Annotated in this window: 29 protein-coding genes; 25 read left to right on the top strand and 4 right to left on the bottom strand. The window is 61.8% G+C overall.

Annotated elements, in window-relative coordinates:
- From rplF to rplQ, 13 genes are all read left to right on the top strand, one after another.
- Window positions 1-534, top strand: a complete 534-nt coding sequence (rplF, locus tag J2X56_RS26530) for a 50S ribosomal protein L6 (protein WP_008334141.1) — start codon at window positions 1-3, stop codon at window positions 532-534.
- 12 nt (window positions 535-546) lie between these two features.
- Window positions 547-909, top strand: coding sequence for a 50S ribosomal protein L18 (gene rplR / locus J2X56_RS26525; protein WP_008334143.1), 363 nt, complete (start codon window positions 547-549; stop codon window positions 907-909).
- Between the two features lie 12 nt (window positions 910-921).
- A complete protein-coding gene (gene rpsE, locus J2X56_RS26520) occupies window positions 922-1,440 on the top strand; it encodes a 30S ribosomal protein S5 (RefSeq protein WP_006464917.1) in 519 nt (172 codons plus the stop codon).
- Between the two features lie 10 nt (window positions 1,441-1,450).
- On the top strand, window positions 1,451-1,630 hold the full coding sequence (rpmD, locus tag J2X56_RS26515; protein ID WP_006464916.1) for a 50S ribosomal protein L30: 180 nt from the start codon (window positions 1,451-1,453) through the stop codon (window positions 1,628-1,630).
- A gap of 26 nt (window positions 1,631-1,656) precedes the next feature.
- Window positions 1,657-2,091, top strand: a complete 435-nt coding sequence (gene rplO / locus J2X56_RS26510; RefSeq protein WP_008334147.1) for a 50S ribosomal protein L15 — start codon at window positions 1,657-1,659, stop codon at window positions 2,089-2,091.
- A gap of 19 nt (window positions 2,092-2,110) precedes the next feature.
- Window positions 2,111-3,442 (top strand): preprotein translocase subunit SecY, encoded by a 1,332-nt coding sequence (gene secY, locus J2X56_RS26505; protein ID WP_013232188.1) that lies wholly within the window; start codon window positions 2,111-2,113, stop codon window positions 3,440-3,442.
- A 32-nt stretch (window positions 3,443-3,474) separates the two neighbouring features.
- Window positions 3,475-3,693 (top strand): translation initiation factor IF-1, encoded by a 219-nt coding sequence (gene infA / locus J2X56_RS26500; RefSeq protein WP_005663428.1) that lies wholly within the window; start codon window positions 3,475-3,477, stop codon window positions 3,691-3,693.
- Window positions 3,694-3,723: 30 nt separating this feature from the next.
- Entirely contained in the window at window positions 3,724-3,837 is a 114-nt protein-coding gene (rpmJ, locus tag J2X56_RS26495) for a 50S ribosomal protein L36 (protein WP_013232189.1), read from the top strand.
- A gap of 28 nt (window positions 3,838-3,865) precedes the next feature.
- Window positions 3,866-4,231 (top strand): 30S ribosomal protein S13, encoded by a 366-nt coding sequence (rpsM, locus tag J2X56_RS26490; RefSeq protein ID WP_006464912.1) that lies wholly within the window; start codon window positions 3,866-3,868, stop codon window positions 4,229-4,231.
- Between the two features lie 42 nt (window positions 4,232-4,273).
- The gene (gene rpsK / locus J2X56_RS26485) at window positions 4,274-4,678 is read left to right on the top strand and encodes a 30S ribosomal protein S11 (RefSeq protein WP_006464911.1); all 405 of its coding nucleotides are present in this window, start codon (window positions 4,274-4,276) and stop codon (window positions 4,676-4,678) included.
- A gap of 162 nt (window positions 4,679-4,840) precedes the next feature.
- Window positions 4,841-5,464: a 30S ribosomal protein S4 gene (gene rpsD / locus J2X56_RS26480; protein WP_008334157.1), complete on the top strand. Its 624-nt coding sequence runs from the start codon at window positions 4,841-4,843 to the stop codon at window positions 5,462-5,464.
- A gap of 106 nt (window positions 5,465-5,570) precedes the next feature.
- Window positions 5,571-6,548 carry a DNA-directed RNA polymerase subunit alpha gene (locus tag J2X56_RS26475; RefSeq protein ID WP_006464909.1) on the top strand — a complete coding sequence of 326 codons (978 nt, stop codon included), beginning with the start codon at window positions 5,571-5,573 and terminating at the stop codon, window positions 6,546-6,548.
- Between the two features lie 187 nt (window positions 6,549-6,735).
- Window positions 6,736-7,131: a 50S ribosomal protein L17 gene (rplQ, locus tag J2X56_RS26470; protein ID WP_008334167.1), complete on the top strand. Its 396-nt coding sequence runs from the start codon at window positions 6,736-6,738 to the stop codon at window positions 7,129-7,131.
- Window positions 7,132-7,147: 16 nt separating this feature from the next.
- Here rplQ and J2X56_RS26465 read toward each other — a convergent pair whose 3' ends face one another.
- Window positions 7,148-7,282: a hypothetical protein gene (locus tag J2X56_RS26465; RefSeq protein WP_256497793.1), complete on the bottom strand. Its 135-nt coding sequence runs from the start codon at window positions 7,280-7,282 to the stop codon at window positions 7,148-7,150.
- On the opposite strand from J2X56_RS26465, the gene cutA reads away from it, so the two are divergent.
- From cutA to J2X56_RS26450, 3 genes are all read left to right on the top strand, one after another.
- Window positions 7,281-7,628 (top strand): divalent-cation tolerance protein CutA, encoded by a 348-nt coding sequence (gene cutA, locus J2X56_RS26460; protein WP_121037721.1) that lies wholly within the window; start codon window positions 7,281-7,283, stop codon window positions 7,626-7,628. The genes J2X56_RS26465 and cutA overlap by 2 nt on opposite strands.
- 33 nt (window positions 7,629-7,661) lie before the next feature.
- Window positions 7,662-9,452 (top strand): protein-disulfide reductase DsbD, encoded by a 1,791-nt coding sequence (gene dsbD / locus J2X56_RS26455; RefSeq protein WP_121037723.1) that lies wholly within the window; start codon window positions 7,662-7,664, stop codon window positions 9,450-9,452.
- 110 nt (window positions 9,453-9,562) lie between these two features.
- Window positions 9,563-10,201 (top strand): peroxiredoxin, encoded by a 639-nt coding sequence (locus J2X56_RS26450; protein WP_006464905.1) that lies wholly within the window; start codon window positions 9,563-9,565, stop codon window positions 10,199-10,201.
- A gap of 67 nt (window positions 10,202-10,268) precedes the next feature.
- Here J2X56_RS26450 and J2X56_RS26445 read toward each other — a convergent pair whose 3' ends face one another.
- A complete protein-coding gene (locus J2X56_RS26445; RefSeq protein WP_121037726.1) occupies window positions 10,269-11,213 on the bottom strand; it encodes a LysR family transcriptional regulator in 945 nt (314 codons plus the stop codon).
- Window positions 11,214-11,415: 202 nt separating this feature from the next.
- Between J2X56_RS26445 and J2X56_RS26440 the strand changes: the two genes are divergently transcribed.
- The 3 genes from J2X56_RS26440 to J2X56_RS26430 all read left to right on the top strand — a co-directional run bounded on the left by J2X56_RS26440 (window position 11,416) and on the right by J2X56_RS26430 (window position 15,615).
- The gene (locus tag J2X56_RS26440) at window positions 11,416-12,555 is read left to right on the top strand and encodes an iron-containing alcohol dehydrogenase (RefSeq protein WP_121037729.1); all 1,140 of its coding nucleotides are present in this window, start codon (window positions 11,416-11,418) and stop codon (window positions 12,553-12,555) included.
- A 140-nt stretch (window positions 12,556-12,695) separates the two neighbouring features.
- Window positions 12,696-14,285 (top strand): aldehyde dehydrogenase (NADP(+)), encoded by a 1,590-nt coding sequence (locus J2X56_RS26435; RefSeq protein WP_121037732.1) that lies wholly within the window; start codon window positions 12,696-12,698, stop codon window positions 14,283-14,285.
- Between the two features lie 118 nt (window positions 14,286-14,403).
- Window positions 14,404-15,615: an ABC transporter substrate-binding protein gene (locus J2X56_RS26430; protein ID WP_121037735.1), complete on the top strand. Its 1,212-nt coding sequence runs from the start codon at window positions 14,404-14,406 to the stop codon at window positions 15,613-15,615.
- 168 nt (window positions 15,616-15,783) lie between these two features.
- Here the strand turns inward: J2X56_RS26430 and hemB are convergent, their stop codons facing one another.
- Both hemB and yihA read right to left on the bottom strand, forming a co-directional pair.
- Window positions 15,784-16,803 (bottom strand): porphobilinogen synthase, encoded by a 1,020-nt coding sequence (gene hemB / locus J2X56_RS26425; RefSeq protein WP_039789615.1) that lies wholly within the window; start codon window positions 16,801-16,803, stop codon window positions 15,784-15,786.
- A 291-nt stretch (window positions 16,804-17,094) separates the two neighbouring features.
- Window positions 17,095-17,844, bottom strand: a complete 750-nt coding sequence (gene yihA / locus J2X56_RS26420) for a ribosome biogenesis GTP-binding protein YihA/YsxC (protein WP_121037738.1) — start codon at window positions 17,842-17,844, stop codon at window positions 17,095-17,097.
- A 204-nt stretch (window positions 17,845-18,048) separates the two neighbouring features.
- Here yihA and J2X56_RS26415 point away from each other — a divergent pair, with 204 nt between their 5' ends.
- From J2X56_RS26415 to J2X56_RS26390, 6 genes are all read left to right on the top strand, one after another.
- Window positions 18,049-18,711, top strand: a complete 663-nt coding sequence (locus tag J2X56_RS26415; RefSeq protein ID WP_121037741.1) for a cytochrome c — start codon at window positions 18,049-18,051, stop codon at window positions 18,709-18,711.
- A gap of 277 nt (window positions 18,712-18,988) precedes the next feature.
- A complete protein-coding gene (locus tag J2X56_RS26410; protein ID WP_121037744.1) occupies window positions 18,989-21,154 on the top strand; it encodes a cytochrome c biogenesis protein ResB in 2,166 nt (721 codons plus the stop codon).
- 93 nt (window positions 21,155-21,247) lie between these two features.
- Complete coding sequence (gene ccsB / locus J2X56_RS26405) at window positions 21,248-22,402, top strand: c-type cytochrome biogenesis protein CcsB (RefSeq protein ID WP_134221062.1); 1,155 nt, start codon at window positions 21,248-21,250, stop codon at window positions 22,400-22,402.
- 58 nt (window positions 22,403-22,460) lie between these two features.
- Window positions 22,461-23,108: an HAD-IA family hydrolase gene (locus tag J2X56_RS26400; RefSeq protein WP_310164096.1), complete on the top strand. Its 648-nt coding sequence runs from the start codon at window positions 22,461-22,463 to the stop codon at window positions 23,106-23,108.
- Window positions 23,109-23,175: 67 nt separating this feature from the next.
- On the top strand, window positions 23,176-23,766 hold the full coding sequence (locus J2X56_RS26395; RefSeq protein ID WP_121037753.1) for a GNAT family N-acetyltransferase: 591 nt from the start codon (window positions 23,176-23,178) through the stop codon (window positions 23,764-23,766).
- 437 nt (window positions 23,767-24,203) lie between these two features.
- Complete coding sequence (locus tag J2X56_RS26390) at window positions 24,204-24,458, top strand: hypothetical protein (RefSeq protein ID WP_034340521.1); 255 nt, start codon at window positions 24,204-24,206, stop codon at window positions 24,456-24,458.
- The last annotated feature ends 44 nt before the right edge of the window (window positions 24,459-24,502 follow it).

Genomic DNA, 24,502 nt, shown 5'->3' with positions numbered 1-24,502 from the left:
ATGTCTCGTGTAGGTAAAATGCCTGTTGCACTGCCGAATGGCGCGGAAGCGACCATCACTGCAGAGCAAATCACCGTCAAGGGCCCGCTGGGCTCCTTGACCCAACCGCTGACCAAGAAGGTCAAGGTGGTCAACAACAATGGCTCGCTGAGCTTCGAAGTGGCTGATGACAGCCGCGAAGCCAACGCGATGTCGGGCACCCTGCGTGCTCTGGTCAACAACATGGTCAACGGCGTCACCAAGGGCTTCGAAAAGAAGCTGAACCTGGTTGGCGTGGGTTTCCGTGCACAAGCACAAGGCGACAAGCTGAACCTGTCGCTGGGCTTCTCGCACCCCATCGTTCACCAGATGCCCGCCGGCATCAAGGTTGAGACCCCGACCCAGACCGAAATCCTGATCAAGGGTATCGATCGCCAGGTGGTTGGCCAGGTCGCCGCTGAAATTCGCGCGTACCGCGAACCCGAGCCCTACAAGGGCAAGGGTGTGCGCTACGCTGACGAAGTGGTGACGCTCAAAGAAACCAAGAAGAAGTAATAGGGGTTGACGATGGACAAGAAACAATCTCGCCTGCGCCGTGCGACTCAGACTCGCGCCAAGATCGCAGAACTGAAGGTGAATCGTCTGGCTGTGCACCGTACCAACACGCACATCTACGCCAGCGTCATCGGCCCCGACGCCAACGTGCTGGCTTCCGCTTCCACCCTGGAAGCAGAAGTCCGCGCCCAGCTGGCAGGTCAGACCGGCAAGGGCGGCAATGCTGCCGCTGCTGCCCTGATCGGCAAGCGCGTGGCGGAGAAGGCTCTGAAGGCCGGTGTGACTGAAGTCGCATTCGACCGCTCCGGTTTCCGTTATCACGGTCGCGTCAAGGCGCTGGCTGAGGCTGCGCGTGAAGCCGGCCTGAAGTTCTAAGGATTATCGATCATGGCAAAAATGCAATCGAAAACGCAAAGCGACAAGCCAGATGACGGCATGCGCGAAAAAATGATCGCGGTCAACCGCGTCACCAAGGTGGTGAAGGGCGGCCGCATCATGGGTTTCGCAGCGCTGGCAGTGGTCGGTGACGGCGATGGCCGTATCGGCATGGGCAAGGGCAAGTCGAAGGAAGTGCCCGTTGCCGTGCAGAAGGCGATGGAAGAAGCTCGTCGCAAGCTGATCAAGGTGACCCTGAAGAACGGTACCGTGCAACACACCGTCATCGGCAAGCACGGCGCTTCGTCGGTGATGATCTCGCCGGCCAAGGACGGTACTGGCGTCATCGCCGGTGGTCCGATGCGCGCGATCTTCGAGGTGATGGGCGTGACCAACGTGGTGGCCAAGTCGACTGGTTCGACCAACCCCTACAACATGGTCCGTGCCACCCTGGACGGTCTGTCGAAGATGAACACTCCGGCTGAAATTGCTGCCAAGCGCGGCAAGTCGGTCGAAGAAATCCTGGGCTAAGGTGATCGAGATGGCTAACACAATCAAAGTCAAACTGGTCAAGGGTCTGATCGGTACTCGTCAGGACCACCGCGCTACCGTGCGCGGTCTGGGTCTGCGTCGTGTCAACTCGGTGTCCGAACTGGAAGACACCCCGTCGGTGCGCGGCATGATCAACAAAGTGTCCTATCTTGTGAAAGTTGTGTCGTAAGCCGCGGCTTGCGAACGGAGCGAATCATGCAATTAAACACTATCCAACCCGCAGACGGCGCCAAGCACGCTAAGCGTCGCGTCGGTCGTGGTATCGGCTCTGGCCTGGGCAAGACCGCTGGTCGTGGCCACAAGGGTCAGAAGTCGCGTTCGGGCGGTTTCCACAAGGTCGGCTTTGAAGGCGGCCAGATGCCCCTGCAACGTCGTCTGCCCAAGCGCGGTTTCAAGTCGCTGGCAACGCCTTACAAGGCTGAAGTACGCCTGTCCGACCTGGAAAAGCTGCCCGTCGCCGAGATCGACGTGCTGGCACTGAAGCAAGCCGGCCTCGTGTCGGAACTGGCTCGTGTCGTGCGTATCATCAAGGCTGGCGAACTGACCAAGAAGGTAACCGTCAAGGGTCTGATCGCAACCGCTGGTGCCAAGGCCGCTATCGAAGCTGCCGGTGGTTCCATCGCTGAGTGATCCGGTCCCGGAGCATTAATTGGCAACTACTCCTCAATTAGCAAAAGGTGCCGCAAAAGGATTCCCCTGGGGTCGTTTGTGGTTCCTGCTGGGGGCGTTGATCGTTTATCGCATCGGTGCACATATCCCGGTTCCGGGTATTGATCCGACGCAGTTGGCGCAGCTGTTCAAGCAGAATCAGGGCGGCATTCTGGGCATGTTCAACATGTTCTCCGGTGGTGCCCTGTCGCGCTTCACGATCTTCGCACTGGGGATCATGCCGTATATCTCGGCATCGATCATCATGCAGCTGCTGTCGGTGGTCTCGCCGCAGCTGGAAGCATTGAAGAAAGAGGGTGAAGCCGGTCGTCGCAAGATCACGCAGTACACCCGTTACGGCACCCTGGTGCTGGCGACCTTCCAGGCGCTGGGCATCGCGGTGGCGCTGGAATCGCAAGCCGGCCTGGTGCTGGATCCGGGTCTGGCCTTCCGTCTGACCACGGTGGTGACCTTGATTACCGGTACGATGTTCCTGATGTGGCTGGGTGAACAGATCACTGAACGTGGTCTGGGCAATGGCATCTCGATCATCATCTTCGCCGGTATTGCGGCAGGTCTGCCGAATGCTCTGGGTGGCTTGTTCGAGCTGGTCCGTACCGGTTCGATGAACGCCCTGTCGGCAATCCTGATCTGCGTGATCGTGGCTCTGGTGACGTTCCTGGTGGTCTTCATCGAACGTGGCCAGCGCAAGATCCTGGTGAACTATGCGAAGCGTCAGGTCGGCAACAAGATCTACGGTGGCCAGAGCAGCCACTTGCCGCTGAAGCTGAACATGGCTGGCGTGATTCCGCCGATCTTTGCATCGTCGATCATTCTGTTCCCGGCCACGATCACCAGCTGGTTCACCTCCGGTGATACGTCGAATCCCTTCATTCGTTTCCTGAAGGATCTGGCGGCATCGATGGCACCAGGCGAACCGATCCATGCCTTGCTGTATGCGGTGGCTATCGTCTTCTTCTGCTTCTTCTACACCGCACTGGTGTTCAACAGCAAGGAAACGGCAGACAACCTGAAGAAGAGTGGTGCTTTTGTTCCGGGTATCCGTCCGGGTGACCAGACAGCGCGTTATATCGACAAGATCCTGATGCGCCTGACCCTGGCCGGCGCCGTGTACATCACCTTGGTGTGCCTGCTGCCAGAGTTCCTGATCGCACGCTGGAAGGTACCGTTCTACTTCGGTGGCACATCGCTGCTGATCATTGTGGTCGTGACGATGGATTTCATGGCCCAAGTGCAGAACTATGTGATGTCTCAGCAGTATGAATCGTTGCTCCGCAAAGCTAATTTCAAGGGTGGCATGACACCGCGATAAGCGGGCTCATGCTCCAGGGAAGAAGACACGGAATGGCAAAAGACGACGTTATTCAGATGCAGGGCGAGATTCTTGAAAATCTGCCCAACGCGACATTCAGGGTTAAGTTGGAAAACGGTCACGTTGTACTCGGCCATATTTCCGGCAAGATGCGCATGAATTACATCCGTATCCTGCCCGGCGATAAGGTAACGGTGGAACTGACGCCTTACGATTTGAGCCGGGCACGTATCGTGTTCCGAACCAAGTAACAGTGAAACATTGAAAGAAAGAGGGCCACAATGAAAGTGCTCGCATCAGTCAAGCGGATCTGCCGCAACTGCAAAATCATCAAGCGCAATGGTATCGTTCGTGTGATCTGCACCGAACCTCGCCATAAGCAGCGCCAGGGTTAACTTAACGTTATTGATCGAGGAATAACGAATGGCACGTATTGCAGGGGTCAACATCCCCAACCATCAGCACACCGTAATCGGCCTGACCGCCATCTATGGTATTGGCCGTCCGCGCGCACAAGACATTTGCGCTGCTACCGGCGTTCCGACCAACAAGAAGGTCAAGGACCTGGACGATAACGAGCTGGAAAAGCTGCGTGACGAAATCGCCAAGTTCGTCGTGGAAGGCGATCTGCGCCGTGAGTTGTCCATGAACATCAAGCGTTTGATGGACCTGGGTTGCTACCGCGGTCTGCGTCACCGTCGTGGCCTGCCGGTTCGTGGTCAACGCACCCGCACCAACGCCCGTACTCGCAAGGGTCCGCGCAAGGCCGCTCAATCGCTGAAGAAATAATCCCGGCAGGCGCAAGCACTGGTCGGATTCAAGGAAGAAATTATGGCAAAGTCCCCCAACAACGCAGCAGCATCGCGTGTTCGTAAGAAAGTCAAGAAGAACGTTGCTGAAGGCATCGCGCACGTTCACGCTTCGTTCAACAACACCATCATCACGATCACCGACCGTCAGGGCAACGCTCTGTCGTGGGCAACTTCGGGTGGTGCTGGCTTCAAGGGTTCGCGCAAGTCGACTCCGTTCGCAGCCCAGGTCGCCGCTGAAAGCGCCGGCAAGGTTGCCATCGAATGCGGCATCAAGAACCTGGAAGTGCGTATCAAGGGCCCCGGCCCGGGCCGTGAATCCGCAGTGCGCGCTCTGAACAACCTGGGCATCAAGATCACCCAGATCCAGGACGTGACTCCGGTCCCGCACAACGGCTGCCGTCCGCCGAAGCGCCGTCGCATCTAAGTTGTAGTATAATCTTGCGCTTTCGCCTGTTCGTCAGGCAAAAGCGCAGGCAAATCACCCGCCAATCACCTTGGCGGGTTTTGTTCTTAAGACCACTGTCTGGCCGCATGCAGGTCAGACTAGCGTCCGGCAACATGGGACGTCATTGATAAAGGAAATACCGTGGCACGTTATATCGGACCGAAAGCAAAACTCTCCCGCCGCGAAGGCACCGACCTGTTCCTGAAGAGCGCACGCCGCTCGCTGGATTCCAAGTGCAAGCTGGATTCCAAGCCGGGTCAGCACGGCCGCACTTCGGGCGCCCGCACCTCCGACTACGGCAACCAGCTGCGTGAAAAGCAGAAGGTCAAGCGCATGTACGGCGTCCTCGAGCGCCAGTTCCGCCGCTACTTCGCTGAAGCCGACCGCCGCAAGGGCAACACCGGCGAAACCCTGCTGAAGCTGCTGGAATCGCGCCTGGACAACGTCGTCTACCGCATGGGCTTCGGCTCGACCCGCGCTGAAGCGCGTCAGCTGGTGTCCCACAAGGCCCTGACCGTGAACGGTCAAGTCGTGAACATCGCTTCGTACTCCGTCAAGGCTGGCGACGTCATCGCCATCCGTGAAAAGGCCAAGAAGCAAGTGCGTATCGCCGAAGCCCTGTCGCTGGCCGAGTCGAACGGTTTCCCGCAGTGGGTTTCCGTGGATTCGAAGAAGCTGGAAGGCACCTTCAAGTCCTCGCCGGACCGTAGCGAAATCGCTGCCGACGTCAACGAATCGCTGATCGTCGAACTGTACTCGCGTTAATTCGTAGTACCGCCGTACCCCTGTGCCCACCTCATGGTGGGCATTTTTCCGAACTGCCATCAGCCTTATCGGTGTAACGAGCCGAGGGTATTGAAAAGGACAATTCATGCAAAACAGTTTGTTGAAGCCCCGCATCATCGAAGTGGAAACCCTGGCCCCCGGTCACGCAAAGGTCGTGATGGAGCCGTTCGAGCGTGGTTACGGTCACACCCTGGGCAACGCGCTGCGTCGCGTCCTGCTGTCGACCATGAGCGGTTACGCTCCCACCGAAGTCACCATCGCTGGCGTCGTGCACGAGTACTCCTCGCTGGACGGTGTGCAGGAAGACGTGGTCGACATTCTGCTGAACCTGAAGGGCGTGGTCTTCAAGCTGCACAACCGTGACGAAGTCACCCTGACCCTGAAGAAGGAAGGCGAAGGCGCCGTCCTGGCTTCCGATATCGATCTGCCGCACGACGTCGAACTGATCAATCCGGATCACGTCATCGCCAACCTGACCGGTGGCGGCAAGCTGGACATGCAGATCAAGGTCGAAAAGGGCCGTGGCTACGTGCCGGGTAACGTGCGTCGCCTGTCCGAAGACACCAACAAGACCATTGGCCGCATCATTCTGGATGCGTCGTTCTCGCCGGTTCGCCGCGTGTCTTACGCCGTCGAATCCGCTCGCGTGGAACAGCGTACCGACCTGGACAAGCTGGTCATGAACATCGAGACCAACGGCGTCATCACCCCGGAAGAAGCGATCCGCCAATCGGCCCGCGTGCTGGTTGATCAACTGAACGTGTTCGCTGCCCTGGAAGGCACCGAAGCGACTGCAGAAGCACCGTCGCGCGCACCGCAGGTCGATCCTATCCTGCTGCGTCCGGTCGACGACCTGGAACTGACCGTCCGTTCGGCAAACTGCCTGAAGGCCGAGAACATCTACTACATCGGCGACCTGATCCAGCGCAGCGAAAACGAACTGCTGAAGACCCCGAACCTGGGTCGCAAGTCGCTGAACGAAATCAAGGAAGTCCTGGCTTCGCGTGGCCTGACCCTGGGCATGAAGCTGGAAAACTGGCCGCCGGCTGGTCTGGAAAAGTAATTCACGTCACCTGGCGGGCTGCGGTGCGAGCCGCACCGCCAGGCTGATAGGAAGCAGTACCTGAAGTATTCGTCGTATCCGTAGCAAAGAACTTTTATCCGATATTTACCGGTCCGCGGTCAGGACAGCCCAGCAGGCCTGCCGATAGAAGAACTGGATCAAAACTGTAACCTGAAAGGAAATTACCATGCGTCACCGTCACGGTCTCCGCAAACTGAATCGTACTTCGTCCCACCGTCTGGCCATGCTGCGCAACATGACTGTCTCGCTGCTGCGTCATGAAGCCATCAAGACCACCCTGCCGAAGGCCAAGGAACTGCGCCGCGTCGTCGAGCCGATCCTGACCCTGGGCAAGACCGACACCCTGGCCAACAAGCGCCTGGCCTTCAACCGCCTGCGCGATCGCGAAATCGTCGGCAAGCTGTTCTCCGAACTGGGCCCGCGCTACGCTGCCCGTAACGGCGGCTACCTGCGCATCCTGAAGATGGGCTTCCGCCAAGGCGACAACGCACCGATGGCCTTCGTTGAGCTGGTCGATCGTCCGGAAGTCACCGACGCTGCTGACGCACCGACCGCTGAATAATTCACCGGACGTTGCTTCACAAAGAAAAAGCCAGGCTCTGCCTGGCTTTTTTGTTTTGCGCGGCTGCATTTTCTTTCATCCGGCTGATGTGCGCCGTCACGCCTGGCCTCCGGATGTGGTTGAATACGGACTCTGCAAGGAGTCCTTTCATGTCCGCATCCCTGTTGAACCAGCCTTTGCTGGTACTGGCCAACCTGCCCGACCAGGCCTTGGCTGAACGCTTGTCCAATACCCTCGTGGAACAAGGTCTGGCCGCCTGCGTCAACATTCTGTCGCCTGTGCAGTCGGTCTATCGCTGGCAGGGCAAGGTCCAGCGCGATAGCGAGATCCCCTTGCTGATCAAGACCACCCAGGGCCGCTACCAGGAACTGCAGCAGGCCATTGTCCACGCCCATCCCTACGACGTGCCCGAGATCATCGCCTTGCCCATCACGGCGGGTCTGCCGGCTTATCTGGCGTGGATGCAGGATGAGACCGCACGTCCTCTGCGCGTATAAGCTCAGAGCATTCCCATCGAACGAGGAACACCGTTGAACCGCATCAACCGACGCACGCGCCTGACAAGATATCCCCTGCTGATCGTATTGGCGCTGCTGGCCCTGCTCGGCCTGCTGGTGGCCAAGGCTGCCAAGGCGGCTGAGGATTACCTGCCGCCCGAACAAGCGTTCCAGCTCACCGGCCGCATGGTTGACGCCCAGACGCTGGAGCTGAGCTATCGGATTGCAGATGGCTACTACATGTATCGCGACCGCTTCCACTTCAGCGCCGAAGGCGCGACGCTGGGCGAGCCGCAATTCCCGGCGGGTAAACGCAAGTATGACGAAAACTTCCAGAAGGAAGTTGAAACCTACCATCAGTCGGTGACTGCCCGGATTCCGGTCAGCGGGGCAGTGAAGGATTTTGTCATTTCGGCAGTATCGCAAGGCTGTGCCGACAAGGGATTGTGTTATCCACCGATGACCTTGAAGCTGGCGATGTCGGCCCAGGATATTGGCAAGAACGTCACTCCGGCGGGCGTCAATGCGGATGCGCCCAGCACGGGCGGCAGCGATATCGATGGTATTGCCGCCGTGCTCAAGGGCGGCAAGCTGTGGAGCATCCTCTCGCTGTTCTTCCTGCTGGGCATCGGGCTGTCCTTTACGCCCTGCGTGCTGCCGATGCTGCCCATCCTGTCCTCCATCATCGTCGGACAGCAGCCGAGCGCCGGCGGCGGACGCGGGCGCAGCTTCCTGCTCTCGGTGGATTATTCGCTGGGCATGGCCCTGGTCTACACGGCATTGGGCGTAGCCGCCGGGATGCTGGGAGAGGGCTTGTCTGCTTATCTGCAGAACCCTTGGGTGCTGGGCGCGTTTGCCTTGCTGATGGCCGGCCTCGCATTGTCGATGTTCGACCTCTACACTCTGCAAGTCCCCGCCTCGATGCAATCCAGATTATCCACAGCCTCCGGTGGAGGCAGTGGCAAATGGGTCGGTGTCTTCCTGATGGGCGCGATTTCGGCGCTGATCGTTGGTCCCTGCGTGGCAGCGCCCCTGGCCGGGGCCTTGCTGTACATCAGCCAGACCGGCAACGTGGTACTGGGCGGTAGCGCCCTGTTTTCCATGGCACTGGGCATGAGCGTGCCGCTGCTGCTGGTCGGCGCCTCGGCCGGTGCCCTGCTGCCGCGCGCCGGCGCCTGGATGGATGCGGTCAAGCGCTTCTTTGGCGTATTGATGCTGGGCACGGCCTTGTGGATGGTCTCGCCGGTGATCCCTTCATGGTTGCAGGTGGCTGGCTGGGCGGCGCTGGGGGTCGGCTATGGCGCTTTCCTGCTGTGGACGCGCCCGGCTGGATGGATATCCCGGGCACTCGGCCTGGTGGTGGTCACGCTGGGCTTGCTGCAACTGGTTAGCGTGGCCACCGGTGGCCGAGATCCGCTGGCGCCGCTCTCGCATCTGCGCGGCCAGTCAGCCGCCGCGCAGGCCACCGACTTCGTGCGCGTCCGCTCCAGCGCCGAGCTGGATGCAGCCCTGAAGGAAAACGCCGCCGGCCAGCGTCGCCCGGTCATGCTGGATTTCTATGCCGACTGGTGCGTTTCCTGCAAGGAAATGGAACGTTTCACTTTCACTGATCCGCGTGTGAAGGAACGCTTCGGCCAGATGCTGCTGCTGCAGATCGACGTCACCGCCAACAATGCCGACGACCGCGCCATGCTGAAGCGCTTCAATCTGTTCGGTCCGCCCGGCATCATGTTTTTCGATGCCGATGGCCGGGAACTGGCACAGCGCCGCGTGATCGGTTATCAGGATGCCGACAGGTTCATCTCTACGCTGCAAAATCTGTAGTTCCACATGTCGCAATGTAATTTGAAAAGCACTTTATAGTCGTTGGCCTGAGGCTGGCCTCGCGTTATAGTCAGCCTTCTGTTTTCATTCTGTCCACCAAGGAGACCACCATGACGCTGCGCCTGGGCGATACCGCACCGGATTTCGAGCAAGAATCCTCGATCGGCAAGATCAAATTCCACGACTGGGCGGGTGACTCCTGGGTCGTGCTGTTCTCGCACCCGGCCGACTTCACGCCGGTCTGCACCACCGAGCTGGGCCTGACTGCCAAGCTCAAGCCCGAATTCGACAAGCGCAACGTCAAGGCCATCGCGCTGTCCGTGGATGGTGCCGAGGCCCACAACCAGTGGATCAAGGACATCGAGGAAACCCAGCAGACCGTGGTCGGCTTCCCGATCGTGGCCGACGTCGACAAGAAGGTCGCGGGCCTGTACGACATGATCCATCCGAACCAGTCCGAAACGGCGACCGTGCGTTCGCTCTTCGTGATTGACCCGAAGAAGAAGGTTCGCCTCATCATCACCTACCCGATGAGCACCGGCCGCAACTTCGACGAGGTGCTGCGCGTCATCGATGCGCTGCAACTGACCGACGGTTACACCGTGGCCACCCCGGGCAACTGGAAGGATGGCGACGACGTCATCATCCCGTTGTCGGTCAAGGATGAGGAAGTCATCAAGCAGAAATATCCGAAGGGCTACAAGTCGCCGCGTCCGTACCTGCGCATTACGCCGCAGCCGAACAAGTAATTGCTGCGTTCGCCGCGTCAATAAAGCGAAAGCGCTCCTCCGGGAGCGCTTTTTGTTTGGCCCCTGCTCAGGCGGCCGAGGCCACCCCGCGTGCAAATCCATCCACGAACAGCCGCGCCACCGGCGACAGGAGCGTACCGCGCCGCGTCACCAGCTGATAGGGCTCGCTGCGCGTATGCAGCTTCAGCGGCAGGATGCGCGTCATGCCGAAGCGCGTGCAGAACTGCGCCACATCCACCGACAGCAGCGCCACGAAGTGCGGATTCTTCTGCAGCAGCGACAAGGTGGTGAAGGCCGAGGTGGTTTCCATCAGGTGCAGCGGGAAGCGCAGGTCGGCATCGTGGAATTCGCGCTCCAGCGTCAGCCGCATCGGCATGTTGGCCGAATAGACCACCCAGCGCGAATCGGCCAGGTCCGCCAGTTGCAGGCTGCTCGCTTCAGCCAGCGGATGCTGCACGCTGGCCACCACGGCCAGCTCTTCCTCGTGGATGTTGAACGCGTCATACAGGTCCGGGCGCTGGCTGATGCTGGTGCGGCAGATCGCCAGGTCCAGCCGCCCCTGGTCCAGCAGGCGCAGCAGGCGGGCGCTGGTGTCTTCCACGATCTCCACGGACAGGGTCGGATGCGCCTCCAGCAATTGCGTGAGCGCATCGGTCAAGAGCGGCACCGCGCCCATGATGGTGCCCACCGCCAGCCGTCCACCATGGCCTTGCATGATGGATAACATTTCTTCACGCAGGTGGGTCAGGTCGGTCTGGATCAGCCGCGCATAGCGGATCACGCAATGGCCCAGCTCGGTGGCCTCCAGCCCGCGATTGGTGCGGGTGAACAATTGCGCACCAAGCGTACTCTCGATCTCCTGCAAGGCCTTGCTCGCCCCCGGCTGGGTCAGCGCCACCTGCTCGGCCGCCTTGAGCAGGGAACCATGGTCGGACAGCGCGATGAGCAGCCGCAACTGCCGCAGGTGCAGGCGCGAAGTGATGGAGGCCAGCGAGGGCAAGGTGGTGTGCATGGAAAATCCTCTTCAAAGAAGTCGTTAGTATGAGTGTTGGTTATACCCATATCAACAGGTCTCATTAGCCAAGCGCCCCTTGATGGCTTAGAGTCTGGCTTTCCAAAGCGGGACCCCATTGGGAAGCACCGGCTTTGAAGGTTTCGGAGCAAGCCCGCCGATGGCGGACCCGGTGGAGACATCTATAAATCAAGGCTATGTAATGGCACTCATCAACTACATTACCCAAGTCCAGTTTGACTACGGCGCGCTGGCGCTGCTGCAGCAGGAATGCGACCGCCTGGGCATCAAGAAGCCGCTGGTGGTGACCGACCCGGGCATTCGCAACGCCGGCTTGCTGGACAAGGTCCTGGGCCAGTTGAAGGACGGGGCCGGCACCGTGGTCTATGACCAGACCCCGCCCAACCCCAATGAGGGTGCCGTGCGCGCTGCCGTGGGATTGTTCCGCGAGCATGGCTGCGATGGCATCGTGGCTGTTGGCGGCGGTTCCTCCATCGACCTGGCCAAGGGCGTGGCCGTCTGCGGCACCCACGAAGGCCCGCTGAAATCCTTTGCGCTCATCGAAGGCGGCCTGGCCAACATCACCGCCAAGACCGCACCGGTGATCGCCATCCCGACCACCGCCGGCACCGGCAGCGAAGTCGGCCGGGGCGCCATCCTGATCCTTGACGATGGACGCAAGGTCGGCATCATCTCGCCGCACCTGGTGCCCAAGCTGGCCCTCTGCGACCCCGAACTGACCCTGGGCCTGCCGCCGCTGATGACCGCTGCCACCGGCATGGATGCCATCGCGCACTGTCTGGAAACCTTCATGGCCCCCGCCTTCAACCCGCCCGCCGACGGCATCGCGCTGGATGGCCTGTGGCGCGCCTGGGCGCACATCGAACGCGCCACGCGCGAACCGGGTGACCGCGAAGCGCGGCTGAACATGATGAGCGCCTCCATGCAGGGCGCCATGGCCTTCCAGAAGGGGCTGGGTTGCGTGCACAGCCTGTCGCACTCGCTGGGCGGCATCAATCCCAAGCTGCACCATGGGACCCTGAACGCGATCTTCCTGCCGGCCATCATCGCCTTCAACGAAAGCGCGCCCAGCATGGTCAAGGACAACAAGATGGCGCGCATGGCCCACGCCATGGGCTTGGCCAGCGGTGCCGGGATCGGCCCGGCCATCCGCGACATGAGCCGCCGCCTTGGCTTGCCGGCCGGGCTGCGCGAGCTGGGCGTGAGCGAATCCCTGTTCCCGCAGATCATCAAGGGTGCCCTGGCCGACCACAGCCACAAGACCAATCCGCGCGAAGCCTCGGAACAGGATTACCTGAACATGCTGCAGCAATCCATGTGATGGCCGACAATGAACAGCGCGTGCAGGCCACCAAGGGCCTGCTGCGCATTTCCCCCTCAGCTGCTCCTGCCTCGCGCGGGCGCAGCTTTCTTGCCTGACCCGGCCCCGGGCGGCATCAACGACACCAGCAGGAGCACAACGTGAGCGACAAGATCCTAGGACACAACTACATCGGCGGCCAGCGCAGCGGCCAGGGCGACGTCGCCCTGCACAGCGTGGACGCGGCCACCGGTGCCCTCTTCGAAACCCCTTTCCTGACTGCCACCGAGCACGAAGTCGCCGCCGCCGTGGATGCGGCCGAGAAGGCCTATCCGCTGTACCGCGCCGTTCCGGCTGAACAGCGCGCGCTGTTCCTGGAAGCCATCGCCGACGAGATCGATGCCCTGGGCGACGATTTCCTGGCCGCCGTGGCCCGTGAAACCGCCCTGCCGGCCACCCCGCGCCTGGCCGGCGAGCGCGCCCGCACCAGCGGCCAGATGCGCCTGTTCGCCAAGGTCCTGCGCCGCGGCGACTTCTACGGTGCCCGCATCGATACCGCCCTGCCGCAACGCCAGCCGCTGCCGCGCCCGGACATCCGCCAGTACAAGATCGGCGTGGGTCCGGTGGCCGTGTTCGGTGCCAGCAACTTCCCGCTGGCCTTCTCGGTGGCCGGTGGCGATACCGCTGCCGCCCTGGCTGCCGGCTGCCCGGTAGTGTTCAAGGCCCACAGCGGCCACCTGGTCACTTCCGAACTGGTGGCCAACGCCATCGAGCGCGCCGTCAAGAAGACCGGCATGCCGGCCGGTACCTTCAACATGATCTACGGCGACCGCGTCGGTGCCCAACTGGTCAAGAGCGCCGGCATCCAGGCCGTCGGCTTCACCGGCTCGCTGCGCGGTGGCCGCGCCCTGTGCGACATGGCCGCCGCCCGTCCGCAGCCGATCCCGGTGTTTGCCGAGATGTCCAGCATCAATCCCATCATCCTGATGTCCGAAGCCCTGAAGCTGCGCGGTGACGCCATCGCCAAGGACCTGGCCGGTTCCGTCACGGTCGGCGTGGGCCAGCTGTGCACCAGTCCCGGCCTGCTGCTGGGCGTGCGTTCGCCGGAACTGACCGCCTTCATCGAGAAGCTGTCGGCCGCCTTCGGTGGCACCAACCCGGCTACCATGCTCAACAGCGGCGGCCTGACCCATTACAACGGCGGCGTAGCGCGCCTGACCCAGCTGCCGGGCGTGAAGGTCATCGCCACCGGCGGCACCAGCTATACCCAGGCCGTGCCGCACCTGTTCAAGGCCGACGCTGCCCTGCTGTTCTCCAAGGAAGCGCCGCTGGAAGAAGAAGTCTTCGGCCCCGCCACCGTGATCGTCGAGCTGGAAAGCCGTGAGCAACTGCTGGACTTCGCCGCCAAGATGAATGGCCAGCTGACTGCCACCCTGCAAGCCGAAATCGGTGACCTGCAAGGCAACCAGGACCTCATCGCGATCCTTGAGCAGAAGGCCGGCCGCTTGCTGTTGAATGGCTTCCCGACCGGCGTCGAGGTGTGCGATGCGATGGTCCACGGCGGTCCCTATCCGGCCACCTCGGATGCCCGCGGCACTTCGGTGGGCACGCTGGCCATCGAGCGCTTCCTGCGCCCGGTGTGCTACCAGAACTATCCGGACGCGATGCTGCCGGCCGCGCTGCAGAACGCCAACCCGCTGGGCCTGCTGCGCCTGGTCGATGGCGAACAGACGCGCGCTACCGTCGGCTGATCATCCACACGCAGGATCGGACCGGCGAGGCACTGCCGGTCCCGCAAGACCTTCCCCGCACTCGATTGCGGGGTCGCAACAAGAATCACATTCCAGGACCCCCAAAGGAGGAGACCCCATGACCGCATTCATCCGGCGCGCCGCGCTGTCGGCCGCCTGTGCCCTGCTGGGCGCAGCCACCCTGCCATCCGCCCAGGCGAAGGGCGACACCATCAAGATCGGCTTCATCACTGACATGTCCGGCACCTATGCCGACTTCGACGGCCAGGGCGGCGTCGAAGCCATCCGCATGGCCATTGCCGATGCCGGCGGCACCATCAACGGCAAGAAAGTGGAACTGGTCTTTGCCGACCACCAGAACAAGGCCGACATCGCCGCCAACAAGGCTCGCGAGTGGTTCGACCGCGATGGCGTGGACATGCTGGTCGGCGGCGTGAACTCGGCCGCCAGCCTGGCCATGGGCAAGGTGGCGGGCGAGAAGAAGAAGGTCTTCATCTCGGTCGGTGCCGGCACCACCCGCCAGACCAATGAGGAGTGCAATGCCTACACCGTCCAGTACGCCTACGACACCACGGCCCTGGCGCGCGGCACGGGCGCGGCCATCACGCGCCAGGGCGGCAAGTCCTGGTATTTCCTGACGGCGGACTATGCCTTCGGTACTTCGCTGGAGAAGGACACCAGCGAGGTCGTCAAGAGCAATGGCGGCAATGTCATCGGCGCGACTCGCGTGCCGCTGGCGACTTCGGATTTCTCGTCCTTCCTGTTGCAGGCGCAGTCCTCCAAGGCGCAGATCCTGGGGCTGGCCGTGGCCGGGGGCGATGTCATCAATGCCATCAAGGCCGCCAATGAATTCGGCGTGAACAAGACCATGAAGCTGGCCGGCCTGCTGATCTTCATCAACGATACCCATTCGCTGGGTCTGCAGATGACGCAAGGGATGTACCTCACCGATGGCTGGTACTGGGACTTGAACGATGAGAGCCGTGCCTGGGCCAATCGCTACTTCCTGAAAATGAAGAAGATGCCGTCCATGTTCCAGGCCGGTGACGCGTCGGCCGTGGGCCAGTACCTGAAGGCGGTCAAGGCCGTGGGCAGCACCGATGCCGACCAGGTCATGGACTACCTGCGCAAGAACCGCATCAAGGATTTCTTCACCAGCAATGGTGTGGTGCGCCCGGACGGCCGCATGGTGCATGACATGTACCTGATGGAGGTGAAGAAACCTTCCGAATCCAAGCGCCCATGGGATTACTACAAGCTGGTGCAGACCATCCCCGGCGAGCAAGCCTACATGACCAAGGCGGAATCCAAGTGCGCACTGTGGAAGTGAACGCAGCGGCGCCATGAAGCATCAAGCCGGGTGGCGCTGGTGAAGCCGCCGCCCGCCAGGTTTTGAGCAAGAAGTCTGATGTGGATCGGACCATGTTCAACGCATCCCGGGTGACCGGGGTGCGTTTTTTTTCACCTGCCTGATCTGTCTGATCTGCCGATGGGCCGATCAGCCCTGCTTGAGCTTGCGTGCGATGTCCAGCGCGAAGTAGGTCAGCACGCCATCGGCGCCGGCGCGCTTGAAGGCCATCATGGCTTCCATCATGGTCTTGTCGTGGTCCAGCCAGCCGTTCTGGGCGGCGGCCTTGATCATGGCGTATTCGCCGCTGACCTGGTAGGCGAAGGTGGGCACGCGGAATTCATCCTTCACGCGGCGCACGATGTCCAGGTAGGGCATGCCGGGCTTGACCATGACCATGTCGGCACCTTCCTGCAGGTCCAGCGCCACTTCGCGCAGGGCTTCGTCGCTGTTGGCCGGATCCATCTGGTAGGTGGCCTTGCTGCCCTTGCCCAGGTTGGCGGCCGAGCCGACGGCGTCGCGGAAGGGGCCGTAGAAGGCCGAGGCGTACTTGGCGGAGTAGGCCATGATGCGGGTGTAAATATGGCCTTGGGCTTCCAGCATGGCGCGGATGGCGGCGATGCGGCCGTCCATCATGTCCGAGGGGGCCACCACGTCCACGCCGGCATCGGCCTGGGTTTGCGCCTGCTTGACCAGCAGCGCGATGGTTTCATCGTTGAGGATGTAGCCGGTTTCGTCCAGCACGCCGTCCTGGCCGTGGCTGGTGTAGGGGTCGAGCGCCACGTCGCACAGCACGCCCAGTTCGGGGAAGCGGTCCTTCAGGGCGCGCACCACGCGCGGCACCAGGCCGTCGGGGTTGGTGGCTTCGATGCCGTCGGGCGTCTTCAGGGCCGGATCGATCACCGGGAACAGCGCCAGCACCGGCACGCCCAGCTTCACGCATTCCTCGGCCACCGGCAGCAGCGTGTCCAGCGAGAGGCGCTCCACGCCCGGCAGCGAGGCCACGGGCGTGCGCAGATTCTGGCCCTCCTGCACGAACACGGGGTAGATCAGGTCGGCGCTGGTGATGACGTTTTCGGCCATCAGGGCGCGAGAAAAGGCGTCGCGGCGCATGCGGCGCATGCGCAGGGCAGGGTAGCCGGCGTTGGAACTGAAATCGGTCAAGGACATAGGTCAGCTTTCAAAAATTAGATGTTATTTGAGGCTATCTTGGAATTATTTCGAGGCAAATATCGCTATCTTCGGAGATTTGATTCCTTTGATTACAGATCTGCTCCAATTTCCGAGACTTGCATTATCTTGGCGGCAGGTGATTTTTTCACCTCCCGCTTCCCCTTCCCTCCCTGAGCGGGGCTGATCGCGCAAGCGAAAGGCGTTCTTCCCCGGAGAATTTCCCTGTTCTCCGGGGTTTTTTTATTCATGCGTTGTACTCCGTCCGGAAAGATCTTGCCTTGTCGGCGATCAGGCTTGCGGTGTGTTGGTGTCGGCGCTGCCAGCAGCTTCATTGGCCAGCGCTGCCGGTGCCACCGGCTCGGCCGTCTCAACTGGCTGGTTCAGGCCGGCCAGTTCCAGGATCTTGTCGTTGGCTTCGTCCAGACCGATGCGCTTCAGCGCCGAGAACAGTTGGGCCGTGAACGGGAAGGGCTGGCCATCCGCATCCACATAGCTTTGCAGGAAGGTCTGGGCCTGGCGCAGGGCATTGGTGGATTCGTTGCGGTTGAGCTTGTCGGCCTTGCTCAGGATGCAATGGATGGGTTTGCCGGTGGGGGCGAACCACTCGATCATCTGGATATCCAGGTCGGTGAAGGGACGGCGCGAATCGACGATCATCACCAGCGCCGCCAGTTGCTCGCGCTGGCGCACGTAATCACCCAGCAGGGCTTGCCAGTGATGCTTGGCCGAGCCGGAGACCTCGGCGTAGCCATAGCCGGGCAAGTCCACCAGCATGGCGCGGATCTCGTCGGGGCGCGCCTCGTCATTGCGGTGCTGGCCGACGTGGGCGCCGCCCAGCGAGAAATAGTTGATGTGCTGGGTGCGTCCCGGTGTCTTGGAGGCGAAGGCCAGGCGCTTCTGATTGCACAGCACGTTGATGGCACTGGATTTGCCGGCGTTGGAACGGCCGGCGAAGGCGATTTCCGGCACACTGGTCTTGGGCAGGTCCCGCAGGTGATTGACGGTGGTGAAGAAACGGGCTTGCCAAAGTTGCGACATGGTGGGGGGAAATCCGAAAGAGGAGGGAAAAACGCGGAGAAGCTATTGTACAATGGCCCGAAACCCAGCGCCTCGTTGACGCCAAGCAAGCAAAAAATATGGCGGCCATTGGAGACAGGTCAAACAACAGGCATTTGGGCAGGGGGCAGCCAGCCGCCGAACGGGCAAAATCTCTCAATTCCACAATAAGTATTAGGGTGACGAATGAACCGTGCCTTTTCCCCACTGTTGTATACCGTTCTTGCTGCCGTGCTGGCAGTGTCCTCGGCGGCCCATGCGGCCGATGACAAGAAAGCCCCGATCAAGGCCGATCCGGCCAAGGGGGAAGCCCTCTACACCAATGGCGACAATGCCCGCAACATCGTGGCCTGCATGTCCTGCCACGGCGCAGCCGGCAATTCGACCATCACCCAGAATCCCAAGCTGTCCGGCCAGCATGAGGCCTACATCGCCAAGCAGCTGCTCAACTTTCGTACCCCTGACCGCAACAACCCGGTGATGTCGCCGCTGGCCAAGGCGCTCTCGGATGAAGACATCCACAACGTCGCGGCCTACCTGGCTGCCCAGGCGCCCAAGCCGGGTGCCGCCAAGAACAAGGACACCATCGAGCTGGGCAAGCACATCTGGCGCGGCGGCATCGCCTCCAAGAACGTGCCGGCCTGCGCTGGCTGCCATAGCCCCAATGGGGCCGGCATCCCGGCCCAGTATCCGCGCCTGGCCGGCCAGCACCAGGATTACACGGTGGCCCAGCTGACCAACTTCCGTGGCGGAGCGCGCACCAACAGCGCCCAGATGACCGCCATCGCCGACCGCCTGTCGGACAAGGAAATCAAAGCCGTGGCCGACTACATCGCCGGCCTGAAGTAATCAGCCTGCCGCCACACGGCGCGGGCAGGAAAGAGGCGGCCGGCGTGCCGCCTTTTTTCATGCAGCTTGACGCACGTCGTGGTGAAACATCGTCCAACACGGCATGATCCCTCCCCGCCGGACCAGATAATCGCCCCGGCATACCCGGGCTACGCAGGCGCGTATCACGGACTTTCCCCCGGAGCGGTAAAATCCGGGTTCGCATCGCTTTGCCGACCGGCAAGGAGATCCCCCCAGGTAAGCGGAACCGGCAGGCCCGGTCCGGTAAGGCAGGAATATGACGACGGGCAGCAGTACCCAAGGAATCCAGATCAGGACTCGCCAGCGCTGGCTCGGCGAGGCCGTCGAAGTGGTCTCATCGATGCGCTTTGCGATCAGCCTGCTGACGCTGATTGCCATCGCCTCGGTGATCGGCACGGTGATGAAGCAGAACGAACCGATGCCCAACTACGTGAACCAGTTCGGTCCGTTCTGGTTCGAGATCTTCGGCAAGGCCGGTTTGTATGCGGTGTATTCGGCCTGGTGGTTCCTGCTGATCATGGGCTTCTTGGTGCTGTCGACCTCGCTGTGCATCGCCCGCAATGCGCCGAAGATGTTGCGCGATGTGAAGAGCTGGCGCGACAACGTGCGCGAGCAGTCGCTGCGCAATTTCCATCACAAGCATGAATGGACGACTGCCGAAGCCCCGGCCGAGGCTGCGGCGCGGCTGCAGCGCCAGGTCGGCGCGCGCGGCTACAAGACCAGGCTGGCCGACAAGGAAGGCGGCACGCTGCTGGCGGCCAAGCAGGGGGCGGCCAACAAGTGGGGCTACATTTTCGCGCACGCGGCCATCGTTATCATCTGCCTGGGCGGCCTGCTCGATTCGGATCTGCCGATCCGCTTCCAGCAATGGTTCTATGGCAAGTCGGCCTTTGCCGGCAATGGCATCATTTCCGAGATCCCCGAACGCTATCGCCTGGGCCTGAACAACCCGACCTTCCGCGGCAACACGCTCATTCCTGAAGGCTCCAGCAGCAGCACCGCCATCATCCCGCAGAAGGATGGCGTGATGATCCAGGACTTGCCCTTCACCATCCAGTTGAAGCGTTTCATCATCGACTTCTACTCGACCGGCATGCCCAAGCTCTTCGCCAGCGAAGTGGTGGTGCGCGACCATGAAACCGGCAAGGAAACCGCCGCCACCATCAAGGTCAACGAACCGCTGATCTACAAGGGCGTGGCGATCTATCAGTCCAGCTTCGAGGACGGCGGCAGCAAGCTCAAGCTGGTCGCCTATCCGATGCGCGGCGGCAGCAACAGCCACTTCGACCTGGCCGGCGAGGTCAACGGCACCACGCCGCTGTCCTCCAGCAGCGGTGACTACACCATCGAGTGGAGCGGCTTCCGTCCCTTCAACGTCGAGAACATGCAGGCCGCCGCCTCCGGCCAGGCCTCCGGCTCGACCTCGGGCGATGCGCGCGCGGTCAACGTGGGCAAGAATGTCAATCGCGGCTTCATGGACGGCCTGGACAAGCACCTCGGCTCCAGTGCCAAGAATGCCAACAGCAAGGACTTCAAGAATGTCGGCCCGAGCGTGCAGTACAAGCTGCGCGACAAGACCGGGCAGGCGCGCGAATACTTCAACTACATGCAGTCGCTGCCCATCGATGGTGCCGATGTCTTCCTGGCCGGCATGCGCGAGCAGCCCGACCAGCCCTTCCGTTACCTGCGCATTCCCGCCGATGACAACGACAGCGTCGCCGAGTGGATGCGCCTGCGCGCGGCCTTGGCCAATCCGGCTTTGCGCCAGGAAGCCGCACGCCGCTATGCGCGGCAGGCCATCAGCAGCGGGCGCGAAGCCTCGCCCGTGTTGCGGGAGCAACTGGAACAATCGGCCCTGCGCGGGCTGACCATTTTTGCCGGCGACGGCAAGGTCTCCGGCTACATCGCCGTGACGCGCTTCCTGGAGCAACTGCCCGCGGCCGAACAGGAAAAGGCCGCCGACATCTTCATGAAGATCCTCAACGGCAGCATGTGGGAGCTGTGGCAAGCCGCGCGCGCCCAAGAGGGTCTCGCTCCGGTAGCCAGCGACGAGAAGCATGGCCGCTACCTGCAACTGGCCATCAATGCCCTGGCCGATGCGGCCTTCTATCCGGCACCGGTGTTCCTGCAGCTCACGAGTTTCCAGGAGATCAAGGCCTCGGTGCTGCAGGTGACGCGTTCACCGGGCAAGAAGGTGGTCTACCTGGGTTGCCTGTTCCTGGTACTGGGCGTGTTCGCGATGCTGTACATTCGTGAACGGCGCCTGTGGATCTGGATCAAGCCCGGTCCCGATGGCCAGGGCAGCCAGGCCCTGCTGGCCATGAGCACGCAGCGCCGCACGCTGGACTTCGACAAGGAATTCGAACAGATGAAAGACCGTCTGACCGGCGCGGGCCAGCCCGCCCCCGGTCCCTCGGCCTGAACCCTTCATGCCGCCGGTAATGGCGGCGATCCCCCGGCACATGGGGCAGGCTTGGCTTGCGCATGTGCCGGGACAGCAGCAGTGGAGAACGCAATGCAACTGACCCAAGCAAACCAGGCCTACGAGCAAGAGCAAGGCTTTTTCCGGCGGCTCAGTCTCGTCGACTGGATCTACGCCGCCGCGCTGGTGGCCGGATCGCTGTACGCCTTCGGGCGCTTCGGCAGCTATATGGATTACTACGAGAAGGCCGTGCTGCTGCTGGCCGCACCGACCTTCGCCTGGCTGGGCTGGCACTGGAAGCCGGTTCGCCTGCTGATGCTGGTGATCGCCGTGCTCTCGCTGGGGGCCATCGCCATGTATGGCGGCGCGCTGGAACTGGCGGACAAGAAATTCTTCCTCAAGTACATGCTCTCCAGCCAGTCCGCGATCCTGTGGATGAGCGCGCTGTTCTGCCTCTCCACGCTGTTCTACTGGGGCGGCCTGGCCACCACCGCCGGCACCGGCAGCGCGATCGGCTCGCGCCTGTGCTGGGCGGCCGTGGTGCTGGGCTTCACCGGCATGATGGTGCGCTGGTACGAGTCCTACCTGATCGGCCCGGATGTAGGCCACATCCCCATTTCCAATTTATATGAAGTTTTCGTCCTGTTCTGCCTGATTACGGCCCTTTTCTACCTGTACTACGAAGAACGTTACGCCACGCGCCAGCTGGGTGCTTTTGTGCTGACCGTCATCACGGCGGCGGTCGCTTTCCTGATGTGGTATACCGTCTCGCGGGATGCGGCCGAGATCCAGCCGCTGGTGCCGGCGCTGCAGAGCTGGTGGATGAAGATCCACGTGCCGGCCAACTTCATCGGCTACGGCACCTTCGCCCTGGCGGCGATGGTGGCGGTGGCCTACCTGCTGCGCGAGCGCGGCATCCTGGCCGATCGCCTGCCCACGCTGGAAGTGCTGGATGACGTGATGTACAAGGCCATCGCCGTCGGCTTTGCCTTCTTCACCATCGCCACCATCCTGGGGGCGCTGTGGGCCGCTGAAGCCTGGGGCGGTTACTGGTCGTGGGATCCCAAGGAAACCTGGGCCCTGATCGTCTGGCTCAACTATGCCGCCTGGCTGCACATGCGCCTCATGAAGGGCCTGCGTGGCCGCACCGCCGCCTGGTGGGCGCTGGTGGGCCTGCTGGTGACGACGTTTGCCTTCCTGGGAGTGAACATGTTCCTCTCGGGCCTGCATTCCTACGGCGAACTTTGATGGGTTTGGCGGCTCCTTGAAGAGGGCGGCCAACGCCCCCGAACAACAAGGAGCAATGATGAAGCAGCCCCCTGCCGCGCCCGAACTGGTCATCTTCGACTGTGACGGCACCCTGGTCGACAGCGAAGTGGTGGCCGCCCGGGCCTGGTCCGAGTACGTGGCCACTTACGGCGTCACCCTCAGCCCCGACGAGGCGCTGGCGCGTTTTCGCGGCGTGAGCATGAAGTGGTGCATCTCGCACATCGAGCAATTGCATGGCCAGACCCTGCCGGGCCACTTCGAGCAGGAACTGCGCGCCCTCATGGGCGGCATGCTGGAGCAGCACCTGCAACCCATCAGCGGTGCCGTCGAGATGGTGGAGCAGCTGCACCTGCCCTTTGCCCTGGCGTCCAACGCCCCGCATCACAAGATCGAGCTGTGCCTGCGCGTGACCGGACTGCTGCCGCATTTTGCCGGCCGCATCTTCAGCGCCTACGACGTGCAACGCTGGAAACCCGATCCCGCCCTGTTCCTGTTCGCCGCAGAACGCCTGGGCGTCCCGCCCCGGCGCTGCGCCGTGGTGGAAGACAGCCTGCCGGGCGTGCAAGCCGGGCTGGCAGCGGGCATGCGTGTGATCGCCTTGCAGGAGCATGGCGTGCATCCGGAGCTGCCCGCGGAAGTGGCGGTCATCACCCATCTGGCGCAATTGCGGGCGCAACTGGGCTGACCGCAGGGACAGTTCCGGCACCGTCCAATTTCGGTAAGATCTGAAAGAAACTTCATCCACGGATCCCATGCTCCGCTCCATCGACCGCGAACGGCAAATCATCTACTGCGACCGCGCCATCGAAGTGCGCCCGCTCGGCCTGCGCGAGGCCCCGGCGCTGTATGACGCGGTGCGCCAGTCGCGCGATGCCATCGGCCAGTGGGAAGCCTGGTGTACGCCCGACTACGGCCTGCTGGACGCCAAGCTGTTCCTGCAGCGCTCCATCGAGCAATGGCATGTACACGCGGCTTACGATTTCAACATCATCGATCGCAGCAACGGCCTGGTGATCGGCTCGGTGGCCATCAATCAGGTCAGCCAGCTGAACCAGATGGCCAACCTGGGCTACTGGGTGCGTGAGGGCTACACCGGCCGCGGCATCGCCGCCCTTGCCGCGCGGGCGGCGGCGGCTTTCGCCTTCTCCAGGACCGGGCTCACCCGCCTGGAAATCGTGGCCCAGGCTGGCAACCTGCGTAGCCAGAGGGTGGCGGAGAAGGCGGGTGCCACGCTGGAATGCCTGGCGCGCAATCGCCTGGTCTTTCATGGTGAGCCGCGCGATGCGAAGGTTTTTTCACTCGTCCCGGCGGATCTCGGTCTGCCCGTGCCGGTGCACGGATGAGTTGTCGCAGCGGGTGATAAATATTCTTCTTGGTAATTTTTCGTCGTATTTTTGATGCGTCTCGTGAAGGAAGATACGTTTCGCAACATTTTTTTTCTCTTTTTTTTGTTCAGCAAAAGTGCACAATCCTGCGCATTCTGACAGCGCTGTCAGCCTTGATGGTAGCGGGTTTGCGTCATTTTTTGCGCAGCCGCATGAATTTGCCGGCGAGCAGTAATTTCAATTTGGCTGACAAAATACTGACTTTTCGCGTATTCCAAAATGCCGCTCGGGCGTTACATACCTAAAGCACTGTCAAGAAACGCAGTGCTTGTGTATCTGGAGCAGTCTCCCGGAATCAAGGCAGCAGGCAACATCTTCCGGGGCGCTGCGTGTTCTTCCGAACAACAACTCAGGATGGAAGAACGTTGAGCGTCAGCGACGTAAGAGGAAATACGATGCAAGCCATACAACGCAACAAGACCACGAACAATAACCACGCCGGCCGCGCCGCCCAGCAATACGTCATGGGCGGGGAAGCGCGCAGTACCCGTCTGGCCAAGCGCCTGAAGGGCGCAGAAGCCGTCCCTCAGGACGATGACTGCAGCGCGCGCTACGACAAGATCTCCAAGCAGATGGATGACGCGCTCGAAGGCGGTTCGCCGCAACGCTTCAAGCGTCCCAAGATGGAAAGCGACATCATCGCGCGTTGAAGCAGGGCGGATTCAGGCAACAACCCGCCTGAATCCTCTCCGAA

It is taken from the genome of Herbaspirillum sp. 1173, assembly GCF_031455335.1.
In the GTDB taxonomy this organism is placed as follows: domain Bacteria; phylum Pseudomonadota; class Gammaproteobacteria; order Burkholderiales; family Burkholderiaceae_D; genus Herbaspirillum; species Herbaspirillum huttiense.
The sequence above is the reverse complement of the archived record's forward strand: the minus strand, read 5'-3'. Positions and strand labels throughout refer to the sequence as shown.

What these genes read in the sequence shown, in the direction of transcription:
- rplF (WP_008334141.1), top strand. Translation starts at nt 1, where the DNA reads ATGTCTCGTGTAGGTAAAATGCCTGTTGCACTGCCGAATGGCGCGGAA.
- rplR (WP_008334143.1), top strand. Translation starts at nt 547, where the DNA reads ATGGACAAGAAACAATCTCGCCTGCGCCGTGCGACTCAGACTCGCGCC.
- rpsE (WP_006464917.1), top strand. Translation starts at nt 922, where the DNA reads ATGGCAAAAATGCAATCGAAAACGCAAAGCGACAAGCCAGATGACGGC.
- rpmD (WP_006464916.1), top strand. Translation starts at nt 1,451, where the DNA reads ATGGCTAACACAATCAAAGTCAAACTGGTCAAGGGTCTGATCGGTACT.
- rplO (WP_008334147.1), top strand. Translation starts at nt 1,657, where the DNA reads ATGCAATTAAACACTATCCAACCCGCAGACGGCGCCAAGCACGCTAAG.
- infA (WP_005663428.1), top strand. Translation starts at nt 3,475, where the DNA reads ATGGCAAAAGACGACGTTATTCAGATGCAGGGCGAGATTCTTGAAAAT.
- rpmJ (WP_013232189.1), top strand. Translation starts at nt 3,724, where the DNA reads ATGAAAGTGCTCGCATCAGTCAAGCGGATCTGCCGCAACTGCAAAATC.
- rpsM (WP_006464912.1), top strand. Translation starts at nt 3,866, where the DNA reads ATGGCACGTATTGCAGGGGTCAACATCCCCAACCATCAGCACACCGTA.
- rpsK (WP_006464911.1), top strand. Translation starts at nt 4,274, where the DNA reads ATGGCAAAGTCCCCCAACAACGCAGCAGCATCGCGTGTTCGTAAGAAA.
- J2X56_RS26475 (WP_006464909.1), top strand. Translation starts at nt 5,571, where the DNA reads ATGCAAAACAGTTTGTTGAAGCCCCGCATCATCGAAGTGGAAACCCTG.
- rplQ (WP_008334167.1), top strand. Translation starts at nt 6,736, where the DNA reads ATGCGTCACCGTCACGGTCTCCGCAAACTGAATCGTACTTCGTCCCAC.
- cutA (WP_121037721.1), top strand. Translation starts at nt 7,281, where the DNA reads ATGTCCGCATCCCTGTTGAACCAGCCTTTGCTGGTACTGGCCAACCTG.
- J2X56_RS26465 (WP_256497793.1), bottom strand. Translation starts at nt 7,282, where the DNA reads ATGAAAGGACTCCTTGCAGAGTCCGTATTCAACCACATCCGGAGGCCA.
- J2X56_RS26450 (WP_006464905.1), top strand. Translation starts at nt 9,563, where the DNA reads ATGACGCTGCGCCTGGGCGATACCGCACCGGATTTCGAGCAAGAATCC.
- J2X56_RS26445 (WP_121037726.1), bottom strand. Translation starts at nt 11,213, where the DNA reads ATGCACACCACCTTGCCCTCGCTGGCCTCCATCACTTCGCGCCTGCAC.
- J2X56_RS26440 (WP_121037729.1), top strand. Translation starts at nt 11,416, where the DNA reads ATGGCACTCATCAACTACATTACCCAAGTCCAGTTTGACTACGGCGCG.
- J2X56_RS26430 (WP_121037735.1), top strand. Translation starts at nt 14,404, where the DNA reads ATGACCGCATTCATCCGGCGCGCCGCGCTGTCGGCCGCCTGTGCCCTG.
- hemB (WP_039789615.1), bottom strand. Translation starts at nt 16,803, where the DNA reads ATGTCCTTGACCGATTTCAGTTCCAACGCCGGCTACCCTGCCCTGCGC.
- yihA (WP_121037738.1), bottom strand. Translation starts at nt 17,844, where the DNA reads ATGTCGCAACTTTGGCAAGCCCGTTTCTTCACCACCGTCAATCACCTG.
- J2X56_RS26415 (WP_121037741.1), top strand. Translation starts at nt 18,049, where the DNA reads ATGAACCGTGCCTTTTCCCCACTGTTGTATACCGTTCTTGCTGCCGTG.
- J2X56_RS26410 (WP_121037744.1), top strand. Translation starts at nt 18,989, where the DNA reads ATGACGACGGGCAGCAGTACCCAAGGAATCCAGATCAGGACTCGCCAG.
- ccsB (WP_134221062.1), top strand. Translation starts at nt 21,248, where the DNA reads ATGCAACTGACCCAAGCAAACCAGGCCTACGAGCAAGAGCAAGGCTTT.
- J2X56_RS26400 (WP_310164096.1), top strand. Translation starts at nt 22,461, where the DNA reads ATGAAGCAGCCCCCTGCCGCGCCCGAACTGGTCATCTTCGACTGTGAC.
- J2X56_RS26395 (WP_121037753.1), top strand. Translation starts at nt 23,176, where the DNA reads ATGCTCCGCTCCATCGACCGCGAACGGCAAATCATCTACTGCGACCGC.
- J2X56_RS26390 (WP_034340521.1), top strand. Translation starts at nt 24,204, where the DNA reads ATGCAAGCCATACAACGCAACAAGACCACGAACAATAACCACGCCGGC.